Here is a 23,931-nt window from a genome sequence, read left to right on the forward strand (position 1 = left end):
GGCAGCATTCGCATTTGCCGGCGTTCCTGTTGCGCCCGGTGCGGGCGCGCGGCTGATGGGCGATTGGGCGGTGTTTACGAGGTCTTCACCACCCGCACCGTAGCCTTACACCGTTTCAAACACGCGTTGAAAACGCCTGACCGGAGGGTGGCTCGTGGCCGCGCTGCAGGACGACCATGACCGCACCATGGCCTATGCCGAGGTGGCCCTCTCCCAGATCAAGACCCTCCGCCAAGGCGCCGTCCCGCGCAATTACGAGATCTGGTACGTCTACGCCACCGGCTACAATCCCGAGCTGAACAAGGCGATCAACGACACGCTGGCGGAGCGCGGCAGCCTCACCGACGCCGACCTCGACCAGTTGCACGATACCTATCTGTCGCACGGCCGCACCACCGACCGGATCGACCGGATCGGCGCCCGCGTCGCCAACGAGATCGACGACATCATGGCGCTGCTCGCCGAGACGCTCGGCAGCACCGCCAGCTTCGGCGACGATCTGCGCGGCGAAAGCCAGAAGCTGTCGCTGGCGACCGACCACGACCAGATCAAGGCGATCGTCGAGCGTCTGGTCGTCACCACCCGCGAGATGCAGCAGGCCAACAGCGCGCTCGAAGAGCGGCTGTCGACCTCCAAGCAGGAGATCGCCAATCTCCAGGTCAGCCTCGATGCGATCCGCGCCGAGAGCCTCACCGATCCGCTGACCGGCCTCGGCAACCGCAAGCTGTTCGACCGCACCGTCCAGGAAGCGATCCGCAACGCCGGCACCAGCCAGCAGCCGCTGTCGCTGCTGATGATGGACATCGATCACTTCAAATCGTTCAACGACACCTACGGCCATCTCACCGGCGACCAGGTGCTGCGGCTCGTCGGCCTGACGCTGAAGCAGAGCATCAAGGGCCAGGACTTCACCGCGCGCTATGGCGGCGAGGAATTCGCCGTGGTGCTGCCGAACACGCCGATGCGCCAGGCGATCATCGTGGCCGACAACATCCGCCGGCTGGTGATGTCGAAGGAGCTGAAGAAGAAGTCGACCGGCGAAATCCTCGGCCGGGTGACGCTGTCGGCCGGCGTGTCGACGCTGAAACCGAACGACGATGCCGAAGCGCTGATCGAACGCGCCGACGCCTGCCTCTACGCCGCCAAGCGCAACGGCCGCAACCGCGTGATCTGCGAGACCGATCCGGAATTCTCCGGCGTCACCCAGGCCGCCGTCGCCTGACGCCGCCGTCAGCGCGCCGCCCGGCCGCGCTTCGCCGCAGGTGCCTTTGTGGTCTTCGCGGTCTTGGCCCGACCTGCTGCCTTCGCAACTGTCTTGACCTTCCGTTGAGCGCTGGCCGGCTTGGTTAGCTTCGGCGCCTTGCTGCTATCAGGCGTGGCCTTCTTCTTTGTCCCACGCCGCGTCTTCGACGCCTTGGTGAGCGCGGCGCGCTCGGCGGCGGCGTGGGCGGTGCGGGCCCATTGCGCGAGCTCGTCCGGATCGTCGAGCAGCCGCTCCGGCAGCAGCCAGTATGAGCCGACCGTCACCGTCTTGGTGCGGGTGTCGTAGCGAAACGGCCGACTGCCCTCGGCCTCGAACCGCGCCGCGCCGTCCGCATCGGTGCGCAGATAGATCGCATCGCGGATCACCAGCGCAAACGTCACGCCGTCAGCCGAGATCCCGAAGCCAGAGAACATCCGCCGGATCGTCACCGGACCGAATGGCGCGAACAGATCGGCGAGGAACTCACGATCCATGGCTGGCTCATAGCTAAGTCGCGGCGAGCTGCGCCGCCGGTGCAATGTCCAAGGATAACAATAAATACCACGAACGCGAAGGCATTCGCTCGCAGCACTCCGCGCGGCTACATCTGGACGCCGAGTTCCTGCAGCCGCTCGACCGCTTCCTTGAACTGCGGGCTGAGCTTCAAGGTCTGCCGAAAGTCAGCGACCGCGCCGTCTCTGTCGCCGGAGTCGATCGCCGCCGTGCATGCTGCGAGGCTTGTCTCTACTGACGTGATCGGCTGCTGGCATGTCTGCGCCGCGTCCTCACTCTGAGCGTGGGCCGGCAAACTGAACGCAAAAACAGAGAGCGAGACACTACTCGCCAGCAAAATAGACTTGAGAGCAAAATGCGGCCGGGCCATCGCCGCCTCCGAAAGGAAATCGTGCTTCCTTCCAGTCGCGCGATGGCCCGTCCCGGTTCAAATTTCAGTCCGCCCGGGCCAGCGGTCTTACTTCGCCGGTGCGTAGAACGTGCCGTCGATTTCGGCGATGTCGCCCTGGTCGAGCGCCGGCACCTGCAGCACGGTGCGCGGCGGATACGGGCCGTCGCCCCAGATGTCCTTCTGCACCTTGTTGACCACCGGCCGGTACTTAGCGACGTCGGTCACGAACACGGTGAGCCGCACCGCGTCGGCTTTGGTGGCGCCGGCCGCTTCGGCCGCCGCCAGCATGTTGTCGAACATCCGCCGGATCCGCGCCTCGTCGCCATCGACCATCTTGCCGGTGACGCGGTCGGTGCCGCGCATCCCGCCGATGAACACGAAGTCGCCGGCGCGGGCGCCGATGCTCCAGGTGCCGCTCGGTGTGATCGTCTTGTCGGTCGGCGCGATGATCTTCACCGCGCTGGTTTCGGCGGAAGCCGCTGCCGGCAAGGTGATAGCAAGGGCGGCAGCAGCAAAGAGCGTGCGCAGAGTAGCCTTCATGGCGAGATCTCCTGGTTAGGGTGGGATGATGCGACAATGCGGCGGCGCTGCCAGAACGGCGCATCGGCGAAGCGCGGCTCGGCGGCGTACATCGCCTGCTGGGTGACGAGGTGCTGCGCGATGCCTTGCAAGTAATCGCGCTCATAGGCGTCGGCCCGTTCGGGATCGCCATCGGTCAGCGTCAGCGTCGCCTCGGCGGCCGCCATGCCGCTCCACAGCGCGGTGGCGAGACCGTTGGCGCCGAGCGGATCAAGCGCGGCCGCGGCATCACCGGCGCGCAGGATGCGCCCCTCGATCAAGCGGCTGGCCGTGACGGTGGCGGCGGGCGCGACCTGGGGCGGCGCAGCTGCTGCCGTGGCATCGAGACCGAGGCTCCGCAGCCGCGGGGCGATCGCGACCGTCGACGCAGCCAGGTCGGTCCATGTGGCGCCATTTTGCGCGGCGCCGGACGGCAACAAATCAGTGTCGGTGAACAGGCCGAGCATCATGCGGTTGCCCGGCAGTGGGGCCATGTACCACCAGCCCAGCGCCACCGCTTCAATCAATGTCGCCGCGGCGGGCTCGGTATCGTCCGGCAGGTCGAGCACGCGCCACACGGCGATCAGCCGGTCGGTGCGGCGCCGCCCCGCCGCGGTTCCCGACGACAACGCGGCACGGCCGCTGCAATCGATGGCCGCGTCGGCGAACACGACGCGGCCATCGCCGAGTTCGAGCACGACTCCATCGCAGTGATGGACCAGCATGGTGACGATGATCGGATGGCACTCGATCGCATCGTTATTCAGCTTGGTCCGCATCTGCCGCTCGAAGCTGGCGCGATCGAGGTGCCAGGCCCCCTCGCCTTGCGCGGCCCGCCGCAAGGTCCCGTCGCCCCACACCGAAAACCTGCCTTCGCTCGGCAGCGCGCTTTCGGCGTCGAGCAGGTCGGCCCATTGCAGCCGCGCGAGCAATGCGGCAGCGGCCGGCGACAACGTCTCGCCGCGGCTGATCACCTCGCGATCCGGCGCGATCAGCAGCGGGCGTCGCCCGGCCAGCACCAGGCTGCGGGCGGCGGCAAGCGCCGCCACCCCTGCGCCGATCACGGCGATCCGGCCCATCGAGATCAGCGCGCCAGCGTCGGCGCCGCGATGTCCATCGAGCCGCGTTGGACTTCGACATAGAGTTGGTCGGGCACACCCGGCAGCCCCTTCGGACCGGGACGGCGCACCACGACGCCCATCTGCGTCCACAGCTCGATCATCCGGCGCAGACCGTCGGTGTAGCCGGCTTCGACGTGCAGGCCGATGCCAGCGGCGCCGCGCGCCCATGGCACCCGCGTGTGATAGAACCGCAGCCGCTCCTCCTCGGTGAGGTCGGTGCGCATCATCTGCTGATAGAACGCCTCGGGCAGCACATCGACCGGCAGCAGCGCCGGCCACCACACCGGCGTCGGGAAGCCGCTGGCGGTGAGCACTGCCTGGCAACTGAACGCATCGCCCTGCCACGGCACGCCCATCCACCGCGTCAGATCGCCCGGCGCCTGCGGGCCGATCGGCTTGCCCTGATCCGGCTTGTCGGGGTTGCCGGCAAACACGTTGACCGGATTGAGCTGCAGCCCGACGTCCTGCGCCAGGTTCTTGCGGTTCGACAGCGCCAGGCGGAACGGCAGCTTGGTCTCGTTCGGGCCGCGATACAGCGCCTTGTGGCGGATCGGCCAGGTGATCTCGACGCCGGGATGGAACGCGCCGCCCGAACAGGCGTCGAGCGCAGCACGCGTCATCGCCTCCGGGCGTAGTTCGATCGGCAGATCGTCGAGCGTGCGAACGGAGTCCGCGCTCTTGTCAGCGTAGTCCGCCTCGAACTTCCCGTCGGCCCAGAGTTCGAGCACGCGATACTGCGTCGGCGTCAGCGCCAGCCAGGCGTGCGGGCTGTCCTGATAGTTGACGCCGTCGCCGAGCATGATCGGAATCGCGTAGCCGCGCTGATCGCTGCCGTCCGGCTTGCGGAACGCATCGAACACCTTCTTGCGCTCGGCCTTGGCATCGGCCCCGGGCTTGGCCAGCGTCTCGATCGTCGCCGGACTGGACAGATCGCCGATATCGTTCCAGGCGGCGCCGAGGAACGACGCCGTCGCCACCCACTGCATCGCGCCGGCGCGGCGCAGGATCGGCAGCACGTCGCGGCGGAACGACACCTTGTCGGTCGGGCTCTGCATCTGGCCGAGCGCCACCATCGCTTCGCGCGCAGCGTCGTACAACGTCACGATCGGCTCGAGCTGCGGCGCGAATTTCGGTCCACAACACACCACCCAGGCCGGATCGCAATCGAGCTTCTGGCCGTCGACCGTGACAGTCGCCTTGACCCAGCCGTCGGCCCAGTCATCGTGCCAGCCGTCATTGTTGGTGAAGTCGCGCACCGGATTCTGCGGCAACGCGGTGCGCGAGACGCCGTCGGCGGCGAACACCAACAGGCGCCCCTTGTCGTCGGTGCGCAGATGGCCGAGCGAGACGTCGAGCGTCTGCCAGAACCGGCCCTTCATCCGATACTTGTCGTCGCCGCCCTTGGGGTTGGTCGAGGCGCCGGAAATCTCCAGCTTGCCGGCGTCGATGCACAGCATCGCTTCGCGCTTGTCGGCCGCGACGAAGGCGTTGCGCTGCGCGCCGGGAACGCCGGGCGCGCTGTCGCCGCGATCCATGGCGTTGACGAAGCCGTACCAGGCCGCCTTGGTGTTGGCGACGTGCACGCTCCAGGTCACGCCATCGGCGCCATCGAGTTCGCGCACCACGCGGCCCTGGTCGTCGTAGCCGAACAGGCGGAAGCGCTGCACCTGTTTCTTGATCCGTCCCTGCTTATCCTTGAAGCCGCCTTCGGGCTCGTCGAGCAGGCCCGGCACCTCCGGCGCCAGAAACCAGTCCTCGGCATTACCGACGCGGGAGAAACCGATCGCCGGGAAGATCGCGACCTTGGCAATCTTTGCGCCTTTTGGTGCTGCAGGTTGCGCGTGCAACGACGAGATCGCCGCCTTCGCCAGCAGCGGCCCTCCGAGGCCGACGGCTGCAGCTCCGAGCAAAAAATCGCGGCGCTTCATCTGATGATCCTCCCCTGTGGTTCCACCCTTGGAGAGGTATTCGCTTGCTGCACCTTAAGGTGCACTTAATTCACACACGCAAATAGCGCGCGATATCGTACCGCGCGCTCTACACTTCTGACGGAATGTAAAGTTTGAATCAGATCCGACGGAACTCAGCCGTCGATCGAGGCCGGCTTCAGCTCCACGGACTCGCCGCAGCCGCACGCTGAGATCTGGTTCGGGTTGTTGAACACGAACTGCGCCTGCATCCTGTCGGCTTTGTAGTCCATCTCGGTGCCGAGCAGGAACAACACCGCCTTCGGATCGACCAGGATCTTCACGCCCTTGTCTTCGATGACTTCGTCGTTCGGCTTGATGTCGTGCGCGTACTCGACCGTGTAGGACTGTCCGGCGCAGCCGCCATTCTTGATCCCGACGCGCAGGCCGAGAATCTCGCTGTCGGCACGACCCATTAGTTCTTTCACGCGAATGGCCGCGGCATCGGTGAGCCGCATCACTTGAGGCCGAGGACGTGCCGTAGCCATGGTGTTTCCCACTCCTGTTGCCGGACCTGCCCGGAGACGTTCGCCGCTTCGCCGGCGACCAGCCGGACCTTCAGATAGTTACGCAACCGCCACTTCGAAAGGTGTTACCAGTTCCTCGCCGTTTGCCGCCTAATGGATCGGCCAGACACCCGGCGTCACAAGTTCCAACAGATGGCGATCGGGATCACGGAAGTAGATACTCGACCCGCCGCGCGGCCACTCCGTGCGGCCTTCGATCTCCACGCCATGCTCTGTCAGGCGGGCTTCCCATTCGCCGAGCCGGTCGCGATCGACCGACAGTCCGATGTGGACCGGTCCGCTGCCATCATGCGGCGGGATCGTGCCGCCCGGCAGATGGACCGTCTCCAGCGTGCTGCCCCGCTTGAACAGCAGCAGCACGTTGCGGCCGCCCACGTCGAAAGCACAAAACCGCTGATCGCTCGTCATCGGACTCAGCAGCAGGACGTCCTGGTAGAAGCTTCGGGCGCGATCGAGGTCGTCGACATACAGCGCCGTTTCGATCACACCGTTCAGACGCAGACCCAATCCGTCCTCACCACATATTCAGCACGAGCCGGGCTTCGTCGCTCATCCGCTCTGGAGTCCACGGCGGCTCCCAGACAATGTTGACGTTAACCACGCCGACGCCGGGCACGCTGGCCACCGCGTTCTCGACCATGGTCGGCAGCTCGGCTGCAGCCGGACAGTTCGGCGTCGTCAGCGTCATGTCGAGGTCGACGGTGCGGTCGTCCTTAATCTCGACTTTGTAGATCAGCCCGAGCTCGTAAATGTCGGCGGGGATTTCCGGGTCGAACACCGTCTTCAGCGCGGCCACGATCTCGGTGCCGAGCCGCTCGGTCTCCTCCGGCGGCAGCGCCGAAACGGTCTGCATGTTGGCTTTGGCTTCGATCGTATCGGTCATGCGAACAGATCCCGCGCCTTGATCAGCGCACTGACGAGTTGGTCCACTTCCTCACGGGTATTATACATGCCGAACGACGCACGGCACGTCGCAGTGACTTGGAACCGCTCCAGCAGCGGCATCACGCAATGGGTGCCGGCGCGGACCGCGATCCCCTGCCGGTCGATCACTGTGGCCACGTCGTGCGGGTGTGCGCCCTTCATTTCGAAGGAAATCACCGGGCCTTTGCCCTTGGCGTTGCCGATGATCCGCAGCGCGTTGATCTCGCGGAGCCGCTCCTCGGCGTAGGTCAAAAGATCGTGTTCGTGGGCGGCGATCCGCTCCTTGCCGATCGAATTGACGTAGTCGATCGCAGCCCCGAGCCCGACGGCCTCGACGATCGCCGGCGTGCCGGCTTCGAATCGATGCGGCGGGTCGCCGTAGGTCACCCAATCCTGCGCGACCTCGCGGATCATCTCGCCACCGCCGTTGTAGGGGCGCATCTTGGAGAGCACGTCGTACTTGCCGTACAGCGCGCCGATCCCGGTCGGGCCATAGATCTTGTGGCCGGTCATCACATAGAAGTCGCAGTCGATGTCCTGGACATCGATCGCGAGATGCACCGCCGCCTGGCTGCCGTCGACCAGCACCGGAATGCCGCGGGCATGGGCGATCTTCACCACGTCCTTGACCGGAACGACGGTGCCGAGCGCGTTCGACATCTGGGTGATCGCGACCAGCTTGGTCTTGGCGGTCAGCAGCTTCTCGAACTCATCGAGCAGGAAGTTGCCTTCATCATCGACCGGCGCCCACTTGATCACCGCATCCTGGCGCTCGCGAAGGAAGTGCCACGGCACGATGTTGGAATGGTGCTCCATGATCGAGAGCACGATCTCGTCGCCCTCGCCGATGTTCGTCGCGCCCCACGACGACGCCACCAGGTTGATCGCCTCGGTGGCGTTGCGGGTGAAGATGATCTCTTCGGGCCGCTTGGCGTTGAGCAGATGCTGCACGCGGGTGCGGCCGCCTTCGTAAGCCTCGGTCGCGGCGTTGGCGAGATAATGCAGGCCGCGATGCACGTTGGCGTATTCGCTCTCATACGCCTGCGTCATCCGCGTCAGCACCTGCCGCGGCTTCTGCGCCGAGGCGGCGTTGTCGAGATACACCAGCTTCTTGCCGTAAACCTGCAGCGCCAGCGCCGGAAAGTCCTCGCGGACCAGGTCGACGTCGTAGCTGCCGTTGCTGACCGCCGGATGCGTACTCATCGCCTCGCCTCCAGCCAGCGCACCGCAGCCCCGGTCACCAGCTCACGCAAATTATCGTCCGCGATCGCTTCGATCGCCTCGCCGACGAACGCCTGGATCAGCATCGCCTCGGCTTCCTTCTGCGGCAGGCCGCGGGCGCGCAGATAGAACAGCAAGGAATCGTCGAGCGCGCCGACCGCGGCGCCGTGGCCGCAGGTGACGTCGTCGGCGAAGATTTCGAGCTCCGGCTTATTGTCGACCTCGGCCTCGTCGGACAGCAACAGCGCCCGCGTCATCATCTTGGCGTCGGTCTGCTGCGCCGGCTGACGGACATTGATCCGGCCCTGGAAGACCGAGTGGCCGCGGTCATCCACCACCGCGCGGAAACCTTCGCGGCTGGCGCAATGCGGCACGTCGTGGTTCATCACCAGCGTGGTGTCGGCGTGCTGCTTGCCGTTGAGGAGATTGACGCCGTTGGTCTGCACTTCGGAGTGCGAGCCGGCCACCGTCACCACCGCCTGATAGCGGCTGACGAGCCCGCCGGTGGTGATGCCGAACGCGTTGAAATGCGCATGCGCGCCGACCGAGACCGCCGCCGAGGTGATGTTGAACGCCTCGCGGGAGTCTTCGACGATCCGCACGTAGTCGAGCCGAGCGTGATCACCGACCGCGATCACGGCGGAGTCGTGAACCTGATAGGCACCGGCGCCCTCGCCCGCCACGTAGCTTTCGACCACCGTCGCCACCGCGGCGTTGCCGAGCGCGATCCGCGACCGGGTGAACATCGCGGCCGGCGCACCGCCGGAAGCGATGTGCAGGATGTGCAGCGGCCGGGCCAGCGTGGTGCCGTCCGCGACCTCGATAACGACGCCGTCGGTCATCAGCGCGGTGTTGAGCGCCACCATCGGATCGGCGGTGTCGAGCGACAGCACGCGGTCGTCGCCGCTTTGCAGCGCCTCGCGCAGGCTGCGGACCGTCAGGCCGGCTTCCAGCGCTGCCAGGTCCGACAGACCGGGCGCCAGCACGCCGTCGACCAGCACCAAACGGCGGACACCGTCGATCGCATGCAGCTTGGCGGCAGCCTCGGCGCGCGCCAGCGCGGTCGCCTCTGGGGCCGCAGCAAGCGGCAGAACCTCGCGCATCAGCGCACGCAGGTCGGTGTACTTCCAATCTTCGATCCGGCGGTGCGGCAAGCCGATCCGCTGGAATGTGTCGAGCGCCTGACGGCGGGTGTCGGCGACCTTGCCCGCACCCGGCACGCGGGCGCTGACTGCAGCGAAATTGTCGCTGGCGGTGTCGGGCTTGTCGGGTTTCGCCACTGCGATGTTCATGACCGTGTCCCGATCGGCGGCGCTCAGGCCGCGGCTTCCTGATATTGCGCGTAACCGTTGGCTTCGAGCTCGAGCGCGAGCTCCTTGCCGCCGCTACGGACGACCTTGCCCTTCGACATGACGTGGACAACGTCCGGTACGATGTAGTCGAGCAGCCGCTGATAGTGGGTGATGACGATCATCGAGCGGTTCGGCGCACGCAGCGCGTTGACGCCTTCGGAAGCGATCCGCAGCGCGTCGATGTCGAGGCCGGAGTCCATCTCGTCGAGGATGCACAGGCTGGGCTGGAACAGCGCCATCTGCAGCACCTCGTTGCGCTTCTTCTCGCCGCCCGAGAAGCCCACATTGACGCCGCGCTTCAGCATCTCCTGCGGGATGCCGAGCGAGCCGGAGACTTCGCGAACCCGCTTGAGGAAATCCGGGGTGGACAATTCGTCCTCGCCGCGCGCCTTGCGCTGCGCATTCAGCGCGGTGCGCAGGAAGTTCATGGTGGCGACGCCGGGGATTTCGACCGGATACTGGAACGCCAGGAACACGCCCTTGGCGGCGCGCTCGTTCGGCTCCATCGCGAGCAGGTCTTCGCCCTTGAACAGGACCTCGCCGCCGGTCACTTCATAACCCGGCTTGCCGGCGATGACATGGCTGAGCGTCGACTTGCCGGAGCCGTTCGGCCCCATGATCGCGTGCACTTCGCCTTCGTTCACGGTGAGTGTCAGCCCGTGCAGGATCTCGCGATCCGCGACGCTGACCTTGAGGTCCTTCACTTCGAGCAATGCGGGCATAACGACCTTCCTGTTTGGCTCTCATCCTGAGGATCGACCGCAGCGCGCGTCTCGAAGGATGAGTTGATATGACGTTCTCGTTGCGGATCCTGCGAGGCGGCCGCGGCGCGGCCACCCCGTGAAGCTGTCGGCGTTAGCCGACCGAACCTTCGAGGCTGATCGAGATCAGCTTCTGCGCTTCCACCGCGAATTCCATCGGCAGTTGCTGCAGCACGTCCTTGACGAAGCCGTTGACCACGAGGCCGACCGCCTCCTCCTGCGACAGGCCGCGCTGGATGCAATAGAACAGCACGTCCTCGGAGATCTTCGACGTGGTCGCCTCGTGCTCGAACAGCGTCGAGGCGTTCTTGGCTTCAATGTAGGGCACGGTGTGCGCGCCGCACTGGTCGCCGATCAGCAGCGAGTCGCAGGCGGTGAAGTTGCGCGCGCCGGTGGCCTTGCGATGGGCGGTGACGAGGCCGCGATAGGTGTTCTGCGACTTGCCGGCGGCGATGCCCTTGGAGATGATCCGGCTCGTGGTGTTCTTGCCGAGATGGATCATCTTGGTGCCGCTATCGACCTGCTGATAGCCGTTCGAGATCGCGATCGAGTAGAACTCGCCGCGCGAATTGTCGCCGCGCAGGATGCAGCTCGGATACTTCCAGGTGATCGCCGACCCGGTCTCGACCTGAGTCCAGGAGATCTTGGAATTGGCGCCGCGGCAGTCGCCACGCTTGGTGACGAAGTTGTAGATGCCGCCCTTGCCTTCCGAGTTGCCCGGGTACCAGTTCTGCACCGTCGAATACTTGATCTCGGCGTCGTCCATCGCCACCAGTTCGACCACGGCGGCGTGAAGCTGGTTCTCGTCGCGCTGCGGAGCGGTGCAGCCTTCGAGATAGGAGACGTAGGAACCCTTGTCGGCGATGATCAGCGTGCGCTCGAACTGGCCGGTGTTGCGCTCGTTGATGCGGAAATAGGTCGACAGCTCCATCGGGCAGCGCACGCCCGGCGGCACGTAGACGAACGAGCCGTCGGAGAACACCGCCGAGTTCAGCGTCGCATAGAAGTTGTCGGAGGTCGGCACCACGCTGCCGAGATACTTCTGCACCAGCTCGGGGTGATGCTTGATCGCCTCCGAGATCGGCATGAAGATCACGCCGGCCTTCTTCAGTTCGGCCTGGAAGGTGGTCGCCACCGACACCGAGTCGAACACCGCGTCGACCGCGATCTTGCGGCCCGGCGAGTCCGGCGCACCCGGTTGCGGCTCGACGCCTTCCAGCAGCGCGACTTCGCGCAGCGGGATGCCGAGCTTCTCGTAGGTCTTGAGAATCTCAGGATCAATCTCGTCGAGCGAGCCGACGGTCTTCTTCGGCTTCGGCGCGGCGTAGTAGTAGAGGTCCTGGAAGTCGATCTTCGGATAGGACACCCGCGCCCAGCTCGGCTCGGTCATCGTCAGCCAGCGGCGATAGGCATCGAGCCGCCACTGCAACATCCAGTCGGGCTCGTTTTTCTTCGCCGAAATGAAGCGGACGATGTCTTCGGAAAGCCCCTTCGGAGCCTTCTCGGATTCGATCAGGGTCTCGAATCCATATCGATATTGATCGACGTCGATCTGGCGGACCCGATCGACGGTCTCTTGTACGGCAGCCATTCAAACCTCCGCTCGCGGTTTCAAGGACCGCGGTGGATCTGCTGAGACATGCTTACACGATCCGGCGCGGGATGAAACCCTCTTAGAACCGTTCAAGCACTGTTTCATGATCCCTTTTAGTTAGGTTGCCGGCGAGCTTTCTCCAAGCCTGCAGGCATCGATCGATGTCGGATTCGCTACTCGACCAGCCGAGGCTGATCCGTATCGCCGACCGTGCAAGTTCCGGACCGAACCCCATCGCTTCGAGCACGTGCGACGGCTGCACCTTGCCGGACGAACACGCCGATCCCGACGACACCGCGATTCCGGCCAGATCGAAGCCGATCACCGCGGTCTCGGCGCGTAATCCCGGGATTGCGAACAGCGTGGTGTTGGGCAGCCGCGGCACGCCGGCCGACATGATCACACCTTCGTCCCCGGCGATATGTCGCAAGCCCGCCTCGAGCCGTGTCCGCAACCCTTCGATCCGAACCATGTCGTCCGCCATCGCCGGGATCGCCACCGCGGCCGCGGCGCCGAAGCCGGCGATGCCGATCAGGTTCTCGGTGCCGGCGCGCCGTCCCAGCTCCTGACCTCCGCCGCGCAGCAGCGGCTCCGGTCCGGTCAGCCTCGGGCTCAGCACCAGCGCGCCGACGCCCTTCGGGCCTCCGATCTTGTGTGCAGACAGTGAGATAAGATCGGCGCCGAGTTCCTTGATTCCGAATGGAATCTTGCCGAGCGCCTGGATCGCATCGACGTGCAGCACGCCGCCGGCTTCATGCACCATCTCAGCAACTTCACGAATCGGCTGAAGCGCGCCGGTCTCGTTGTTGGCGAGCATCACCGACACCAGCGCCGGACCGCCATCGGCCAGCAACGCGCGCAGATGGTTGAGGTCGAGCACGCCGTCCGCCGTCACCCGGATCTGGGTGACCCGCTCCGCCGGGAACCGGCCGCCGCCCAGAACGGACGCGTGTTCCACGGCTGAAAGCAGCAGTCTTTCAGCGGGTTCCGCACCGATCCGGAGTCCGGGTGTGAGCGCCAGCGCGTTGGCTTCGGTGCCGCCGGAGGTGAACACCACGTCGCGCGGCGCCGCCCCGACCGCTTCTGCCACCTGCGCCCGGGCCTGTTCGAGCAGCCCGCGCGCGGCCCGGCCTTCGGCATGGACCGACGACGGATTGCCGACAACGTCGAGCGCGGCCGTCATCGCCGCTTTGGCCTCCGGCCGCAGCGGCGTGGTCGCATTCCAGTCCAGATACACTCGATTGGCCGTCACCACGCTTCATTCCTTGTCTCGGGACGGCTGCTGGTCCGTCCCCTGGCACCGCCGCCGGCGGCCACCCTGCTCAATATGCTTGCATTTGGCCCTGCGCTCCATGCTAGAACGCAGCTCCCCGTTTCCGCCGGCCACCTGCCCCATCCGCACTGCGGCAGCCGGCGGCCGTTGCTGGCAGGACCCGCGCGCGCCCGGCGCGCCAGGCCGAATCCCACGATGTCGCGCAAGGATCGCTGATGCCCGAAGTTATTTTCACCGGTCCGGCGGGCCGACTTGAAGGCCGCTACCACCCGGCGAAGCAGAAGAACGCGCCGATCGCGATGGTGCTGCACCCGCATCCGCAGTTCCGTGGCAACATGAACCACCCGATCGTCTATCAGGTGTATTACGCCTTCGTGGCCCGCGGCTTCTCGGTGCTGCGGTTCAATTTCCGCGGCGTCGGCCGCAGCCAGGGTTCGTTCGACCACGGCACCGGCGAGCTGGCCGATGCCGCCTCCGCGCTCGATTGGGCCCAGACCATCAATCCCGAAGCACGCGCCTGCTGGGTCGCCGGATTCTCGTTCGGTGCCTGGATCGGCATGCAGCTGCTGATGCGCCGCCCCGAGGTCGAAGGCTTCATCTCGATCGCGCCGGAACCGAACCGCTACGATTTCTCGTTCCTGGCGCCCTGCCCGTCGTCCGGCCTGATCGTCCATGGCGAGAAGGACATCGTCGCGCCGGCCAAGGACGTCAACACCCTGGTCGAGAAGTTGAAGACGCAGAAGGGCATCGTGATCGACCAGCAGACCATCCCGGGCGCCAACCACTTCTTTGAAGACCGGATGGAACCGCTGATGGAGACGATCACGTCCTATCTCGACATGCGGCTCGCCAACGTTCGCTGAGGCGGTTCTCAGTCTTCCTCCGTCATTGCGAGGAGCACCCGGGTCGGCGCTCGCGCCGTCCGAGTACAGGCTCCGCGACGAAGCAATCCAGCACCCTGCACGGAGCCGGATTGCTTCGCTGCACTCGCAATGACGATGTCGCCTTACGGCCGCGCCAGCAGCCCGCCGGTCATCGGAAAAGCGACGCCGGTGGTCGCCGGATAGCTCAGCGGCAAGCCTTTCAGCCCGCGCGTGGCGAGGAAACCGAACGCCTGCGCCTCCATCGCGTCCGCGGACCAGCCGAGCGCATCGGCGCTCTCGACGCTGGCCGGGGCCAGCGCCTCGCGCAGCATCCGCATCAGCGTCAGGTTACGTGCGCCGCCGCCAGTCACGATCCAACTCTGCGGCGGCTTCGGCAGCAGTGGCAGCACCGACGCAATCGCGCGCGCGGTGAACGCCGTCAGCGTCGCCGCTCCGTCGGCCGGCGACCAGTCGCGCTGGGCCAGCCCGGCGAAGTCGTTGCGATCGAGCGATTTCGGCGCCGGCTTGGCGAAGAACGGATGCCGCAGCGCTTCCGCGAGCCACGCCTGATCGATCGCGCCCTGCGCCGCCAGCCGGCCTTCGCAATCGAACGGCTTGCCGAGCTTGCGGAACATGAAGTCATCGAGCAGCGCATTGCCGGGGCCGGTGTCGCAGGCAATCAGCGTGTCGGTGCCGTCGATATACGTGACGTTGGACACACCGCCGACATTGATCACGCCGATCGGGCCGTCACGGCCGAGCGATTGCGCCAGCGCGCGGTGATACACCGGCACCAGCGGCGCGCCCTGCCCGCCGGCCGCGACATCCGCGGCGCGGAAGTCGCACACCACCGGGATGCGGATCGCCTTGGCCAGCGCCTTGGCATCGCCGATCTGCACCGTGAGCTTTTCGGCCGGCCGGTGCAGCACGGTCTGGCCGTGGAAGCCGACGATATCGACGCTTTCGGGCGACAGCCGGTTCTGCGCTACGAAGGCGGCAACGGCCTCGGCGTGGGCGATCGTCACGGCGCGTTCGGCCTCGGCGAGCACGCCCGGCCGGGCATCCCGCGCGGTCAGTTGCACCGCTTCAGCGAGCGCCTGGCGCAACAGGCTGCGTTCGGTCTCGGTGTAGGGCCGGTAGCCCGACGGTCCGAGCGCAGCGACGCGCCGTCCGTCGGTCTTGATCAGAGCGACATCGACGCCGTCGAGCGACGTCCCGCTCATCAGTCCGATCGCCGTCATCATCATGGCACGCGCCTTCTCCGGCCGCTGCGGAATGTCCAACTTGTGTCAAACACCTAGTTCTTATAATGCCACAGGGTAACGCGCCCGAAAGACATTCCTGGGCGTCTTCGCGCGCGATCTGCGCGATACGTGAAATAACCGTGATCAGAGACCGATACAGATGACCGCTTTTAAGTCTGATTTTATGAATGTTCTCCAAAGCCGGGGATTCATTCATCAGATTTCCGACCCCGACTCGCTGGACGCGCTCGCGGCGAAGGGCGAAGTGGTCGCGTATGTCGGTTACGACTGCACCGCGGCGTCGCTGCATGTCGGCCATCTGCTCTCGATCATGATGCTGCACTGGCTGCAGGCGACCGGCAACAAGCCGATCGCACTGATGGGCGGCGGCACCACGCGCGTCGGCGATCCGTCCGGCCGCGACGAGACCCGCAAGATCCTCACCTACGAGCAGATCGACGCCAACAAGGAGTCGATCAAGGGCACGTTCTCGAAGTTCATCAAGTTCGGCGACGGGCATAGCGACGCGGTGATGGCCGACAACGCCGAGTGGCTGACCAAGCTGAACTACATCGAGATGCTGCGCGACGTCGGCCGCCACTTCTCGATCAACCGCATGCTGACGATGGACTCGGTGAAGCTGCGGCTCGAGCGTGAGCAGGAACTGTCGTTCATCGAATTCAACTACATGATCCTGCAGTCCTACGACTTCGTTGAGCTGGCGCGCCGCTACAAGTGCAATCTGCAGATGGGCGGCTCGGATCAGTGGGGCAATATCGTCAACGGTGTCGACCTCGGCCGCCGCATGGGCACGCATCAGCTCCACGCGCTGACCTGCCCGCTGCTCACCACCGCCTCGGGCGCCAAGATGGGCAAGACCGCCGCCGGCGCGGTCTGGCTCAACGGCGACATGCTGGCGCCGTATGATTACTGGCAGTACTGGCGCAACACCGAGGACGCCGACGTCGGCCGCTTCCTGAAGCTGTTCACGCTGCTGCCGATGGACGAAATCGAGCGGCTGTCGAAGCTGCAGGGCGCCGAGATCAACGACGCCAAGAAGATCCTGGCCACCGAGGCGACCGCGCTAATGCACGGCCGCGAGGCAGCCGACAAGGCGGAAGCCACCGCGCGCACCACCTTCGAACAGGGCGGCACCGCGCAGGACCTGCCGAGCGTCGAGATCAGCCGCGGCGAGCTCGATGCCGGGATCGGCGTGCTGGTGGCGTTCGCGGAGAAGACCGGGCTGGTCGCCTCCAACGGCGAAGCCCGCCGCCAGATCAAGGCCGGCGGCCTCAAGGTCAACGATGCGCCGGTGACCGACGAGAAGATGACGCTGACCGCGACCGACCTGTCGTCGGACGGCGTGATCAAGCTGTCGATGGGCAAGAAGAAGCACGTGCTGCTTCGGCTTGCATAGCCCCATTCGCGGGCAGGCCCTGCTCCTTTCCGGCAAAACCGCGTTCGATGTGAAAAACGCGGACTCGTTCGGGAAGGATCGTCCTTGGATCACCGTGCCTCGCGCACCGGCCTGTTTATTCTCGGCCTGTGTTTCGTGCTGTCGCTGCTCGGCCGCGGGCTCGGCGAGAGCTTCACCGTGTTCCTGCTGCCGATCTCGGCCTCGTTCGGCTGGGACCGCGCCGAGGTGGTGTCGATCTATTCGCTGACGGCGCTTTGCACCGGCCTCGCCTCACCGCTGGTCGGCCGGCTGTTCGATCGGTCCGGCCCGCGCGCGGTCTACACTCTCGGCATGGCCCTGCTGGGCGGCGCGCTGCTGATCGCCGCCTACGCCGAGCGGCTCTGGCAGCTGCAGATCACCGTCGGGCTGTGCGTCGGCCTCGGCATCGCCTTCACCGGCAACGTTCCGAATTCGATCCTGCTCGGCCGCTGGTTCGGCGCACGGCTGCCGACCGCGATGGCGGTGGTGTATTCGGCGATCGGGGCCGGCGTGCTGGTGATGCTGCCGATCGCGCAGGTCCTGATTGAACGATACGGCTGGCGTGAGGCGTATCTGATTCTCGGCGGCGCGATGCTGATCCTGCTGCTGCCGCTGTCGCTGCTGCCATGGCGACGGTTCGCCGCCGGGGCGGACGCCCACGCGCAGCGGCCCGCGCATGATGCCGATGATGACGGCTGGACGCTGGGAAACGCGATGCGCCACCATGCGTTCTGGGCGCTGTTCGCGACCTTCTTCTTCACCGCAATCGGGATGTACTCGATCTCGGCGCAGGTGGTCGCCTATCTGGTCGACGCCGGCTTCACCCCGCTGCAGGCGGCGACCGCCTGGGGCTTCTCCGGCGTCGTGCTGGTGGTCGGCATGCTCGGCGTGAGTTGGCTCGACGGCGTGATTGGACGGCGTCCGTCGATCCTGTTTTCCTATGCGATCTCGATCACCGGCCTCGGGCTGCTCTGGCTGCTGCAGTGGTATCCGAACCTGTTGCTGCTCGGCGGCTTTGTGATCTGCTTCGGCTCGATGATCGGCTCGCGCGGCCCGCTGATCACCGCCACCGCGATGAGCATCTTCCGCGGCAAGCGCGTCGGCACGATCTACGGCACGATCTCGATCGGTAGCGGCCTCGGCTCGGCGTTCGGCTCATGGTGCGGCGGCCTGCTGCATGACCTCACCCAGAGCTACAATCCGGTGCTCGGCTTCGCGCTGGTGAGCGTGGTGCTCGGCATGATCCCGTTCCTGGTGGTCCCGGCGCTGCGGGAGCGACAATAAGCGCACGCTGTTGCGTTTCAGTCGCAGCTATCAGTCATGACTTCGCAATCCCTGCGTGGCATAGACCGGGCCATTAGCGGCCCCTCGCCTCTGCGATCAGCAAAATGTGTTCGGCCAAATTGCGCTCGATCACACGCTGCCGCCGCCCTGCCGGGCATCATCGTCCGATGGGCTGCTCGCGCGGCGGGCTTTGACATGCCGCGATTTCGCTTCGGAGACATCATGACCACCACGACTCTTGATACCGCCGACAAAAGGCCCGCCCAATACGGCGCGCTCGCTGTCCTCATTCACTGGCTGATTTTCTTCGCCGTGATCGCCCTGTTCGCCTCGATGCAATACGCGCACGGGCTGGAGAAGACCGACCCGCTGCGCGGCACGCTGTACAGCTGGCACAAGGCGATCGGCACCCTCGTGCTGGGCCTCGCAGTGGTCCGCATCCTGTGGATCAAGATCCACGGTGCGCCGGATCTCGTGCCCTCGCCGCGCATCACCGAGGTGATCGCCCGGATCAGCCACGGACTGCTCTACCTGCTGCTGCTCGCGGTCCCGATCACCGGCCTCGGCATGACGCTGTTCTCCGGCCGCGGCGTCGACCTGCTCGGCATCCCGCCGCTCGCCAAGAACGACGCAATCTCCGGCGCGCTGCATGCAGCGCACGAACCGCTGTTCCTTTTGACCGCGATCGTCGTGCTGATCCACGTGATCGGCGCGCTGTGGCACCACTACTTCCGCCACGACGCAACGCTCGGCCGCATGGTGCCGTGGCTGCGCGGCAAGTAACGACACACCTCGTCATTGGCGAATCCGACGACGTAATCCAGCTCCGTGCACTGAGCTGGATTACCTGTCGCAATTGTCATCGGGCCGGCCAGAGGCCAGACCCGTTGACACTCAATGACGGAGATAGGTCGTTATCTGATTAGTTTGGCGGCGCCGGGAAATCGGCGCCGTTGTTTTGTCGGCCGGTGTTGAATTCGAAGATCTTGCGCAGCACGCCCGGTGCCATCGCCGAGATCGGGTTGACCCGCAGCACCGGTTTGCCCGGCGTGCCGACCACCTCATAGGTGACGCCGATCAGCCCCTCGTTGCTGCCGCCCCCCAGGAACAGGCCGACGATCGGGATCTGCCCGAACATGTTGTTCAGCCCGTACATCGGCACGAAGGTGCCGCTCATCCGCACCTGGTTGGCGCTGTAATCGATCGAGCCTTCGATGGTGGCGCCGATCGTCGGCCCCTTCACCACGCCATCGCGAATAGTCAGCGTGCCGTTCTGCCGGCTGAACTCGGCGCGCAGGCGCGAGAACGCCAGCCCCTGCGGCGGTCCGCCCGGCGCGCCGGCGGCGACGCGGTCGAGCGCAGCTTCACCCTTGACGGTGAAGTCGCGGACGTTGATCAAGCCTTCCTTTTCGCGCGGCTCGCCGCCCGGCGGCTCGACCGCCAGCGAGAGCTGGCCGCCATACATTTTCGAGTAGCTGTCGGTGAAGCGGAAGAACGCGCCGGCGTCGTTGGTCTCGAGATAAATCACTTCGCGGCCCTGATTGCGGCCGCGCAGATCGGCGGTGATCGGGGTGTCGCGGCCGAGCTTGCCGTTCATCGAGAAGCTGCGGATCGCGCCATTGCGGCGCGTGGTCTTGACGTCGAGGCTGCGCAGCGCCTCGCCGGAGAAGCCGGCGACCGCGCCGAACTTCAGGTCGAGATCGAAATCGATGCTCTTGCCCTTGGCGTCGCTGGAGCCGCCCGACAGCGCGGAGCGAATGAAGCCGCGGCCGTCGAACACGTCGCCGCGCATCACCGCCTTCAGCACGCCGTCTGGGCCGCGGTCGGCCTTCAGCATCGCCTTGTCGCCTTCGGACGGCGAGTACACCGGGAAGTTGATGTTGATCAGATCGCCTTCGGCGTCGACTTCGAGCGAGCCCTTGATCAGTGTGCCGCCGCCTTCGATGGTGACATCATCGAGCCGGGTCGATTGGGGCTTGCGCGTGACGTTGAAGGTCGCCTTGCCGGGCTTGCCGGGCTGCTTGCTCCAGCCCGGCAGCAGATTGTCGACCTTCACCGGGGTGAGATCGGCTTCGATGCCGAACTTGGAATCCTGTTCGTTGTCACCCATCTTGCCGGTCAACTTGACGCCAAGCGGACCGCTGAGACCGCTGCCGAGATCGACACCGAGCCGGGCGCGGCTGGCATCGTCGAGCGTCGCCTGCAGCTTGACGTCGGCGTCGCCATCGACCGGCTTGCGATAGTCCAGCGACGCCGCCTGACCATTGATTTTGACGTCGCCCTTGACCTGGTAGCCCTGGTTGTTGGCGATCACCTTCAGCGCATTGGCCTCGAGCTTCTGGCCCATCGCCACCTTGTCGGCGGAGAAGCCGTTGAGGTCAGCGTTGATCGAGTAGCTGGTGTCCTGCTTGGTCAGCTCGCGCTGGATCGGCATGCCGAGCGCGACCTGCGCCGAGACGTTGCCCTTGCTGGTGTTGGGATCGATCGGCAGCGCCGCGGCGTCACTGAGCCGGCCGGAGGCCAGCACTTCGGCGACCGCGGGCACCGGGCCCTCGAGCTTGAACTTGATCCGCGCCGGCGCCGGCTTCGGCGCCAGATCCGGCACCTCGAACAGAATGTCCGACAGCGCCACCTTGCGGCCGCCGTCGGTGTCGGCATTGGCCTGATTGATCGCGACCATTGCGGTGCGGCCGGTGACCCGCACCCGCATATCGGCATCCTTCACGACCGGCATGCCGTCGACCGGATGGATCGCCGCGCCATTGCCGAGAATGTTGACCAGCAGCCCTTCGTCCGGGATCGGCGGACCGCGGCGGGACAGGTTCTTCATCGGCGAATTGATCGCGATGTCGATGGTCTGGATCGAGCCGGCGAGGATCCTGTCGTTCACCCACTCGCGCAGTTCCGGCACGATCAGCACCGGCCACATCCGCTTCAGCGCCGACACCGACATCGGGGTGCCGGCAAGGCCGAGCGTCAGCCGCGGCTCGCCGGAGTAATCGATGCTGCCGGAGCCGGCGACGCCGATCTCGCCATTGCTGACGTCAGCCTGGGTCAGCAGCACGCGGCGATTGGCGCTATCGAAACGGACCCGGACCGCAATCCGATTGAAGATCAGCGGGCTTTCGTTCTGCGCCCCCGGCAGAACGATGGTGCCGCCGGACAGGCCGAGCCGCCAGTCGTTGACGCTGCCGTTCGGCGGCTCGAGGGATGCCAGCAGCGTCACCCGGTTGGGGCCGGCCAGCACCTTGAACGGCGCGATCAGCACGCGGCGATTGGCGTCCCATTCGACCGAGGTTTCGATCTGGTCGATCGCCATCGGATAGTCGGGCGTGTCGGAATCGATCACGGTGCCGGCGCCGGCAGTCAGCTTACCGCGAAAATAGGTCGGCACGCCGTCACGGCCGACTTCGCCCTTGAGGTCGCCGGTCAGCGGGAAGTCGGCACTGTAGGTCAGGTTCTTCAGCCGCAGCGCCAGCAGCAAGGTCCGGGTCGGCACTTGGTTGGCGTGGAGTTCGACCGAGCGGACTCCATCATGCGCCGGGCCGACCTGGACGCGGAGCGACCACGCCTTGAGCCCGCCCTCCTCGCCGACGCTGAGCGCGACGCCGCCGGTGCTCGGGCGGCGCAGGCTGAGCGAGATATTCTCGAAGGTCCAACGGTTGCCGCGCTGTTGGTCGTCGACGACGAGGTTGCCGTTCTTCAGGCCGATCTCATTGAGGTTCTGACCGTCGAGCCCACTCAGGCTCAGGCTGTCGAGCCATTCCAGACCGGCCAGCACGCCCTTCATGGTGTCCGACGTGTCGGTTGCCGGCGCCGGCGGCGGTGTGGTGGTCGAGGCCGCCGGCGGCGCGGCACCGGGCGCCGCCGCCCCCGCGTCCGGAGTGGTCGGCTGGGTCGGGAGCTTGAATTCAGCCGGACGGCCGCTCGGCGCGACGCCGGTGGCCAGCGGCCGATCCGTCGAGCCGGCCGAAACCGTCACCTGCCCGTCTGGATCAATCCGGATCGCCAGTTCGGCGCCGACCAGCCGCAGGCTCTCGGCGCGCAGCCTGCCAGTCATCAGCGCCCAGCCGGATAGCCGCACCTCTGCTTTGGGTGCCGAGGCGACGACGACGTGATCGCGGTCGCGCACCACGATGTCGCGGATCCGCACCGCGATCCGAATCCGGCCGGCGCGCTCGATCTGAGTGCCGCCGATCTCGACGGTGTTGCCCTGACCGATGTTCTCTTCGATCGCGTCTGCCAGCCACGGCGTCACCATGTCGAGATTGATCGGGCCGACGCCGAGCCGCAGCCACAGTCCGGCGAAGCTCGCGATCAACACGGCGCCGACCACCGCGATCGTCAGCAGCGTCCGCTTCAGCCACGGCGTGCCCGACGCGCGGCGGCTCGGCCAGTCGTCGATACGATTCAGACCGAGGTTGCGGCGCTTCAGCAATTTGCGGGCGCGGTGCCGAGCATCTTCCTCGTGCTCATGATCCCAATGGCCGTCGTGCCAATGGGGATCGTTGGAGTCTTGGCCAGCGTGCGGGTCGGACTGGTCCGGCGTCGGATGTTTGGCCATTGCCTCTCGTTGCACGCGCGCGTCGGGAGCCGGTTCTTCGCGGGAGGGGTGTGCGCCGTCGCGCAGGATGCGCTCCTGTGGCGGCATTGCTGCCAATCCTCGCTTGAAACCTCAACTCGCCACCGGCCCAACGGGCCCATTGAACAAACGGGGATGGTCGGTACGCCGAATCCCTGCAACCATACCCCGAGGTCGACGGATTTGCCCAGCAGCGGCAAACTCGCATCGTTTCCAGGCGATAATCGATGTTTGACCCTTCGAAAGCGACGAAAGGAAGGCGCATGCCCAAGCCGACGCCCAAGAAACCATCCAAGACGGCCACCAAGCCTGCCACCAAGAAAACCTCCAAGGTGACGACGAAGGCGGCAGCCAAACCGTCCGCCGCGAAGGCCACGACCGTGGCGAAGAAGGCGGCCGCCAAGTTGCCCGCTGCCAAGACCCCTGCTGCCAAGACGGCGGCGCCGAAGGCTAACGCAAAGTCCGCGGCCAAATCCGCCGCAACCAAGCCACCCGGCCTCTCCGAGGGCAGCGTCGCGCCGGACTTCAGGCTGCCGCGCGATGGCGGCGGCGAGATCTCCCGTGCCGACTTCGCCGGCCGGAAGCTGGTGCTGTTCTTCTATCCGAAGGCCAACACCCCCGGCTGCACCCGCGAGGCGATCGACTTCACCCGCCTCGGCGCCGATTTCAAAGCCTGCGGCACGGCCGTGCTCGGCGTCTCGGCCGACTCGGTGAAAGCGCAGGATTCGTTCCGCGACAAACATCAGCTGGCGACGCCGCTGCTGTCCGATCCCACCCACGCGATGCTCGAAGCGTATGGCGCCTGGGGCGAGAAATCGTTGTACGGCCGGAAGTTCGAAGGGATTATTCGCAGCACGGTTTTGATTGGTGCCGATGGCCGCGTCGCGCGGGTGTGGCGCAACGTGAAGGTCGACGGCCACGCCGATCAGGTGCTCGCTGCAGCGCAATCTCTATAGTTTTCATTTTCTGAAAATTAACCATGCAGGGGTCAAATCGCACCGCGCCTTGAGCGGAACCGTGACGAGTTTCCGTTCGGCGCGGGAGTTCCGATGTCGTACCGTTCCGGCCACCCATCCGC

Annotated in this window: 21 protein-coding genes; 6 read left to right on the plus strand and 15 right to left on the minus strand. The window is 66.0% G+C overall.

The annotated features are described in order from the left end of the window. Positions 1–154: 154 nt before the first annotated feature. Positions 155–1,222 carry a GGDEF domain-containing protein gene (locus DY467_RS23875; RefSeq protein ID WP_107344405.1) on the plus strand — a complete coding sequence of 356 codons (1,068 nt, stop codon included), beginning with the start codon at positions 155–157 and terminating at the stop codon, positions 1,220–1,222. An 8-nt stretch (positions 1,223–1,230) separates the two neighbouring features. Here DY467_RS23875 and DY467_RS23880 read toward each other — a convergent pair whose 3' ends face one another. From DY467_RS23880 to DY467_RS23940, 13 genes are all read right to left on the minus strand, one after another. After that, positions 1,231–1,737, minus strand: a complete 507-nt coding sequence (locus DY467_RS23880) for a TfoX/Sxy family protein (protein WP_164639457.1) — start codon at positions 1,735–1,737, stop codon at positions 1,231–1,233. 107 nt (positions 1,738–1,844) lie between these two features. Next, positions 1,845–2,126, minus strand: a complete 282-nt coding sequence (locus DY467_RS26590; RefSeq protein ID WP_246701629.1) for a hypothetical protein — start codon at positions 2,124–2,126, stop codon at positions 1,845–1,847. Positions 2,127–2,213: 87 nt separating this feature from the next. After that, positions 2,214–2,687, minus strand: a complete 474-nt coding sequence (locus tag DY467_RS23890; RefSeq protein ID WP_107344403.1) for a RidA family protein — start codon at positions 2,685–2,687, stop codon at positions 2,214–2,216. Further along, positions 2,684–3,784 carry an NAD(P)/FAD-dependent oxidoreductase gene (locus DY467_RS23895; RefSeq protein ID WP_164639459.1) on the minus strand — a complete coding sequence of 367 codons (1,101 nt, stop codon included), beginning with the start codon at positions 3,782–3,784 and terminating at the stop codon, positions 2,684–2,686. The genes DY467_RS23890 and DY467_RS23895 overlap by 4 nt, the downstream gene beginning before the upstream one ends. A gap of 5 nt (positions 3,785–3,789) precedes the next feature. After that, a complete protein-coding gene (gene goxA, locus DY467_RS23900; RefSeq protein ID WP_164639461.1) occupies positions 3,790–5,754 on the minus strand; it encodes a CTQ-dependent glycine oxidase GoxA in 1,965 nt (654 codons plus the stop codon). 155 nt (positions 5,755–5,909) lie between these two features. After that, on the minus strand, positions 5,910–6,281 hold the full coding sequence (sufA, locus tag DY467_RS23905) for a Fe-S cluster assembly scaffold SufA (RefSeq protein WP_107344400.1): 372 nt from the start codon (positions 6,279–6,281) through the stop codon (positions 5,910–5,912). Positions 6,282–6,410: 129 nt separating this feature from the next. Continuing rightward, a complete protein-coding gene (locus DY467_RS23910; RefSeq protein ID WP_164572169.1) occupies positions 6,411–6,827 on the minus strand; it encodes a VOC family protein in 417 nt (138 codons plus the stop codon). A 7-nt stretch (positions 6,828–6,834) separates the two neighbouring features. Further along, a complete protein-coding gene (locus tag DY467_RS23915; RefSeq protein ID WP_013502742.1) occupies positions 6,835–7,203 on the minus strand; it encodes an SUF system Fe-S cluster assembly protein in 369 nt (122 codons plus the stop codon). After that, a complete protein-coding gene (locus DY467_RS23920) occupies positions 7,200–8,447 on the minus strand; it encodes a cysteine desulfurase (RefSeq protein ID WP_164639463.1) in 1,248 nt (415 codons plus the stop codon). The genes DY467_RS23915 and DY467_RS23920 overlap by 4 nt, the downstream gene beginning before the upstream one ends. Continuing rightward, positions 8,444–9,757 carry a Fe-S cluster assembly protein SufD gene (gene sufD, locus DY467_RS23925; protein WP_164639465.1) on the minus strand — a complete coding sequence of 438 codons (1,314 nt, stop codon included), beginning with the start codon at positions 9,755–9,757 and terminating at the stop codon, positions 8,444–8,446. The genes DY467_RS23920 and sufD overlap by 4 nt, the downstream gene beginning before the upstream one ends. Before the next feature lie 23 nt (positions 9,758–9,780). After that, positions 9,781–10,539, minus strand: a complete 759-nt coding sequence (gene sufC / locus DY467_RS23930; protein WP_107344396.1) for a Fe-S cluster assembly ATPase SufC — start codon at positions 10,537–10,539, stop codon at positions 9,781–9,783. A 133-nt stretch (positions 10,540–10,672) separates the two neighbouring features. Beyond that, positions 10,673–12,169: a Fe-S cluster assembly protein SufB gene (gene sufB / locus DY467_RS23935; RefSeq protein WP_107344395.1), complete on the minus strand. Its 1,497-nt coding sequence runs from the start codon at positions 12,167–12,169 to the stop codon at positions 10,673–10,675. 82 nt (positions 12,170–12,251) lie between these two features. Continuing rightward, the gene (locus DY467_RS23940) at positions 12,252–13,424 is read right to left on the minus strand and encodes a cysteine desulfurase family protein (RefSeq protein WP_164639467.1); all 1,173 of its coding nucleotides are present in this window, start codon (positions 13,422–13,424) and stop codon (positions 12,252–12,254) included. Positions 13,425–13,660: 236 nt separating this feature from the next. On the opposite strand from DY467_RS23940, the gene DY467_RS23945 reads away from it, so the two are divergent. Further along, on the plus strand, positions 13,661–14,308 hold the full coding sequence (locus DY467_RS23945) for an alpha/beta hydrolase (protein ID WP_011158012.1): 648 nt from the start codon (positions 13,661–13,663) through the stop codon (positions 14,306–14,308). A 143-nt stretch (positions 14,309–14,451) separates the two neighbouring features. Here the strand turns inward: DY467_RS23945 and DY467_RS23950 are convergent, their stop codons facing one another. Then, entirely contained in the window at positions 14,452–15,555 is a 1,104-nt protein-coding gene (locus DY467_RS23950) for an anhydro-N-acetylmuramic acid kinase (RefSeq protein WP_164639476.1), read from the minus strand. Between the two features lie 157 nt (positions 15,556–15,712). Between DY467_RS23950 and tyrS the strand changes: the two genes are divergently transcribed. The 3 genes from tyrS (at position 15,713) to DY467_RS23965 (ending at position 19,054) form a co-directional block, all read left to right on the plus strand. After that, the gene (gene tyrS / locus DY467_RS23955; protein WP_164572175.1) at positions 15,713–16,969 is read left to right on the plus strand and encodes a tyrosine--tRNA ligase; all 1,257 of its coding nucleotides are present in this window, start codon (positions 15,713–15,715) and stop codon (positions 16,967–16,969) included. An 84-nt stretch (positions 16,970–17,053) separates the two neighbouring features. Beyond that, entirely contained in the window at positions 17,054–18,271 is a 1,218-nt protein-coding gene (locus DY467_RS23960; protein WP_164639469.1) for an MFS transporter, read from the plus strand. 222 nt (positions 18,272–18,493) lie between these two features. Further along, positions 18,494–19,054, plus strand: coding sequence for a cytochrome b (locus DY467_RS23965; RefSeq protein ID WP_164639471.1), 561 nt, complete (start codon positions 18,494–18,496; stop codon positions 19,052–19,054). 139 nt (positions 19,055–19,193) lie between these two features. Here the strand turns inward: DY467_RS23965 and DY467_RS23970 are convergent, their stop codons facing one another. After that, positions 19,194–22,922 (minus strand): YhdP family protein, encoded by a 3,729-nt coding sequence (locus DY467_RS23970; RefSeq protein WP_164639472.1) that lies wholly within the window; start codon positions 22,920–22,922, stop codon positions 19,194–19,196. Positions 22,923–23,116: 194 nt separating this feature from the next. On the opposite strand from DY467_RS23970, the gene DY467_RS23975 reads away from it, so the two are divergent. Then, a complete protein-coding gene (locus DY467_RS23975; RefSeq protein WP_164639474.1) occupies positions 23,117–23,809 on the plus strand; it encodes a peroxiredoxin in 693 nt (230 codons plus the stop codon). Positions 23,810–23,931 lie beyond the last annotated feature (122 nt).

Origin of the sequence: Rhodopseudomonas sp. BR0G17 (genome assembly GCF_010907025.1) — a bacterium.
In the GTDB taxonomy this organism is placed as follows: domain Bacteria; phylum Pseudomonadota; class Alphaproteobacteria; order Rhizobiales; family Xanthobacteraceae; genus Rhodopseudomonas; species Rhodopseudomonas palustris_H.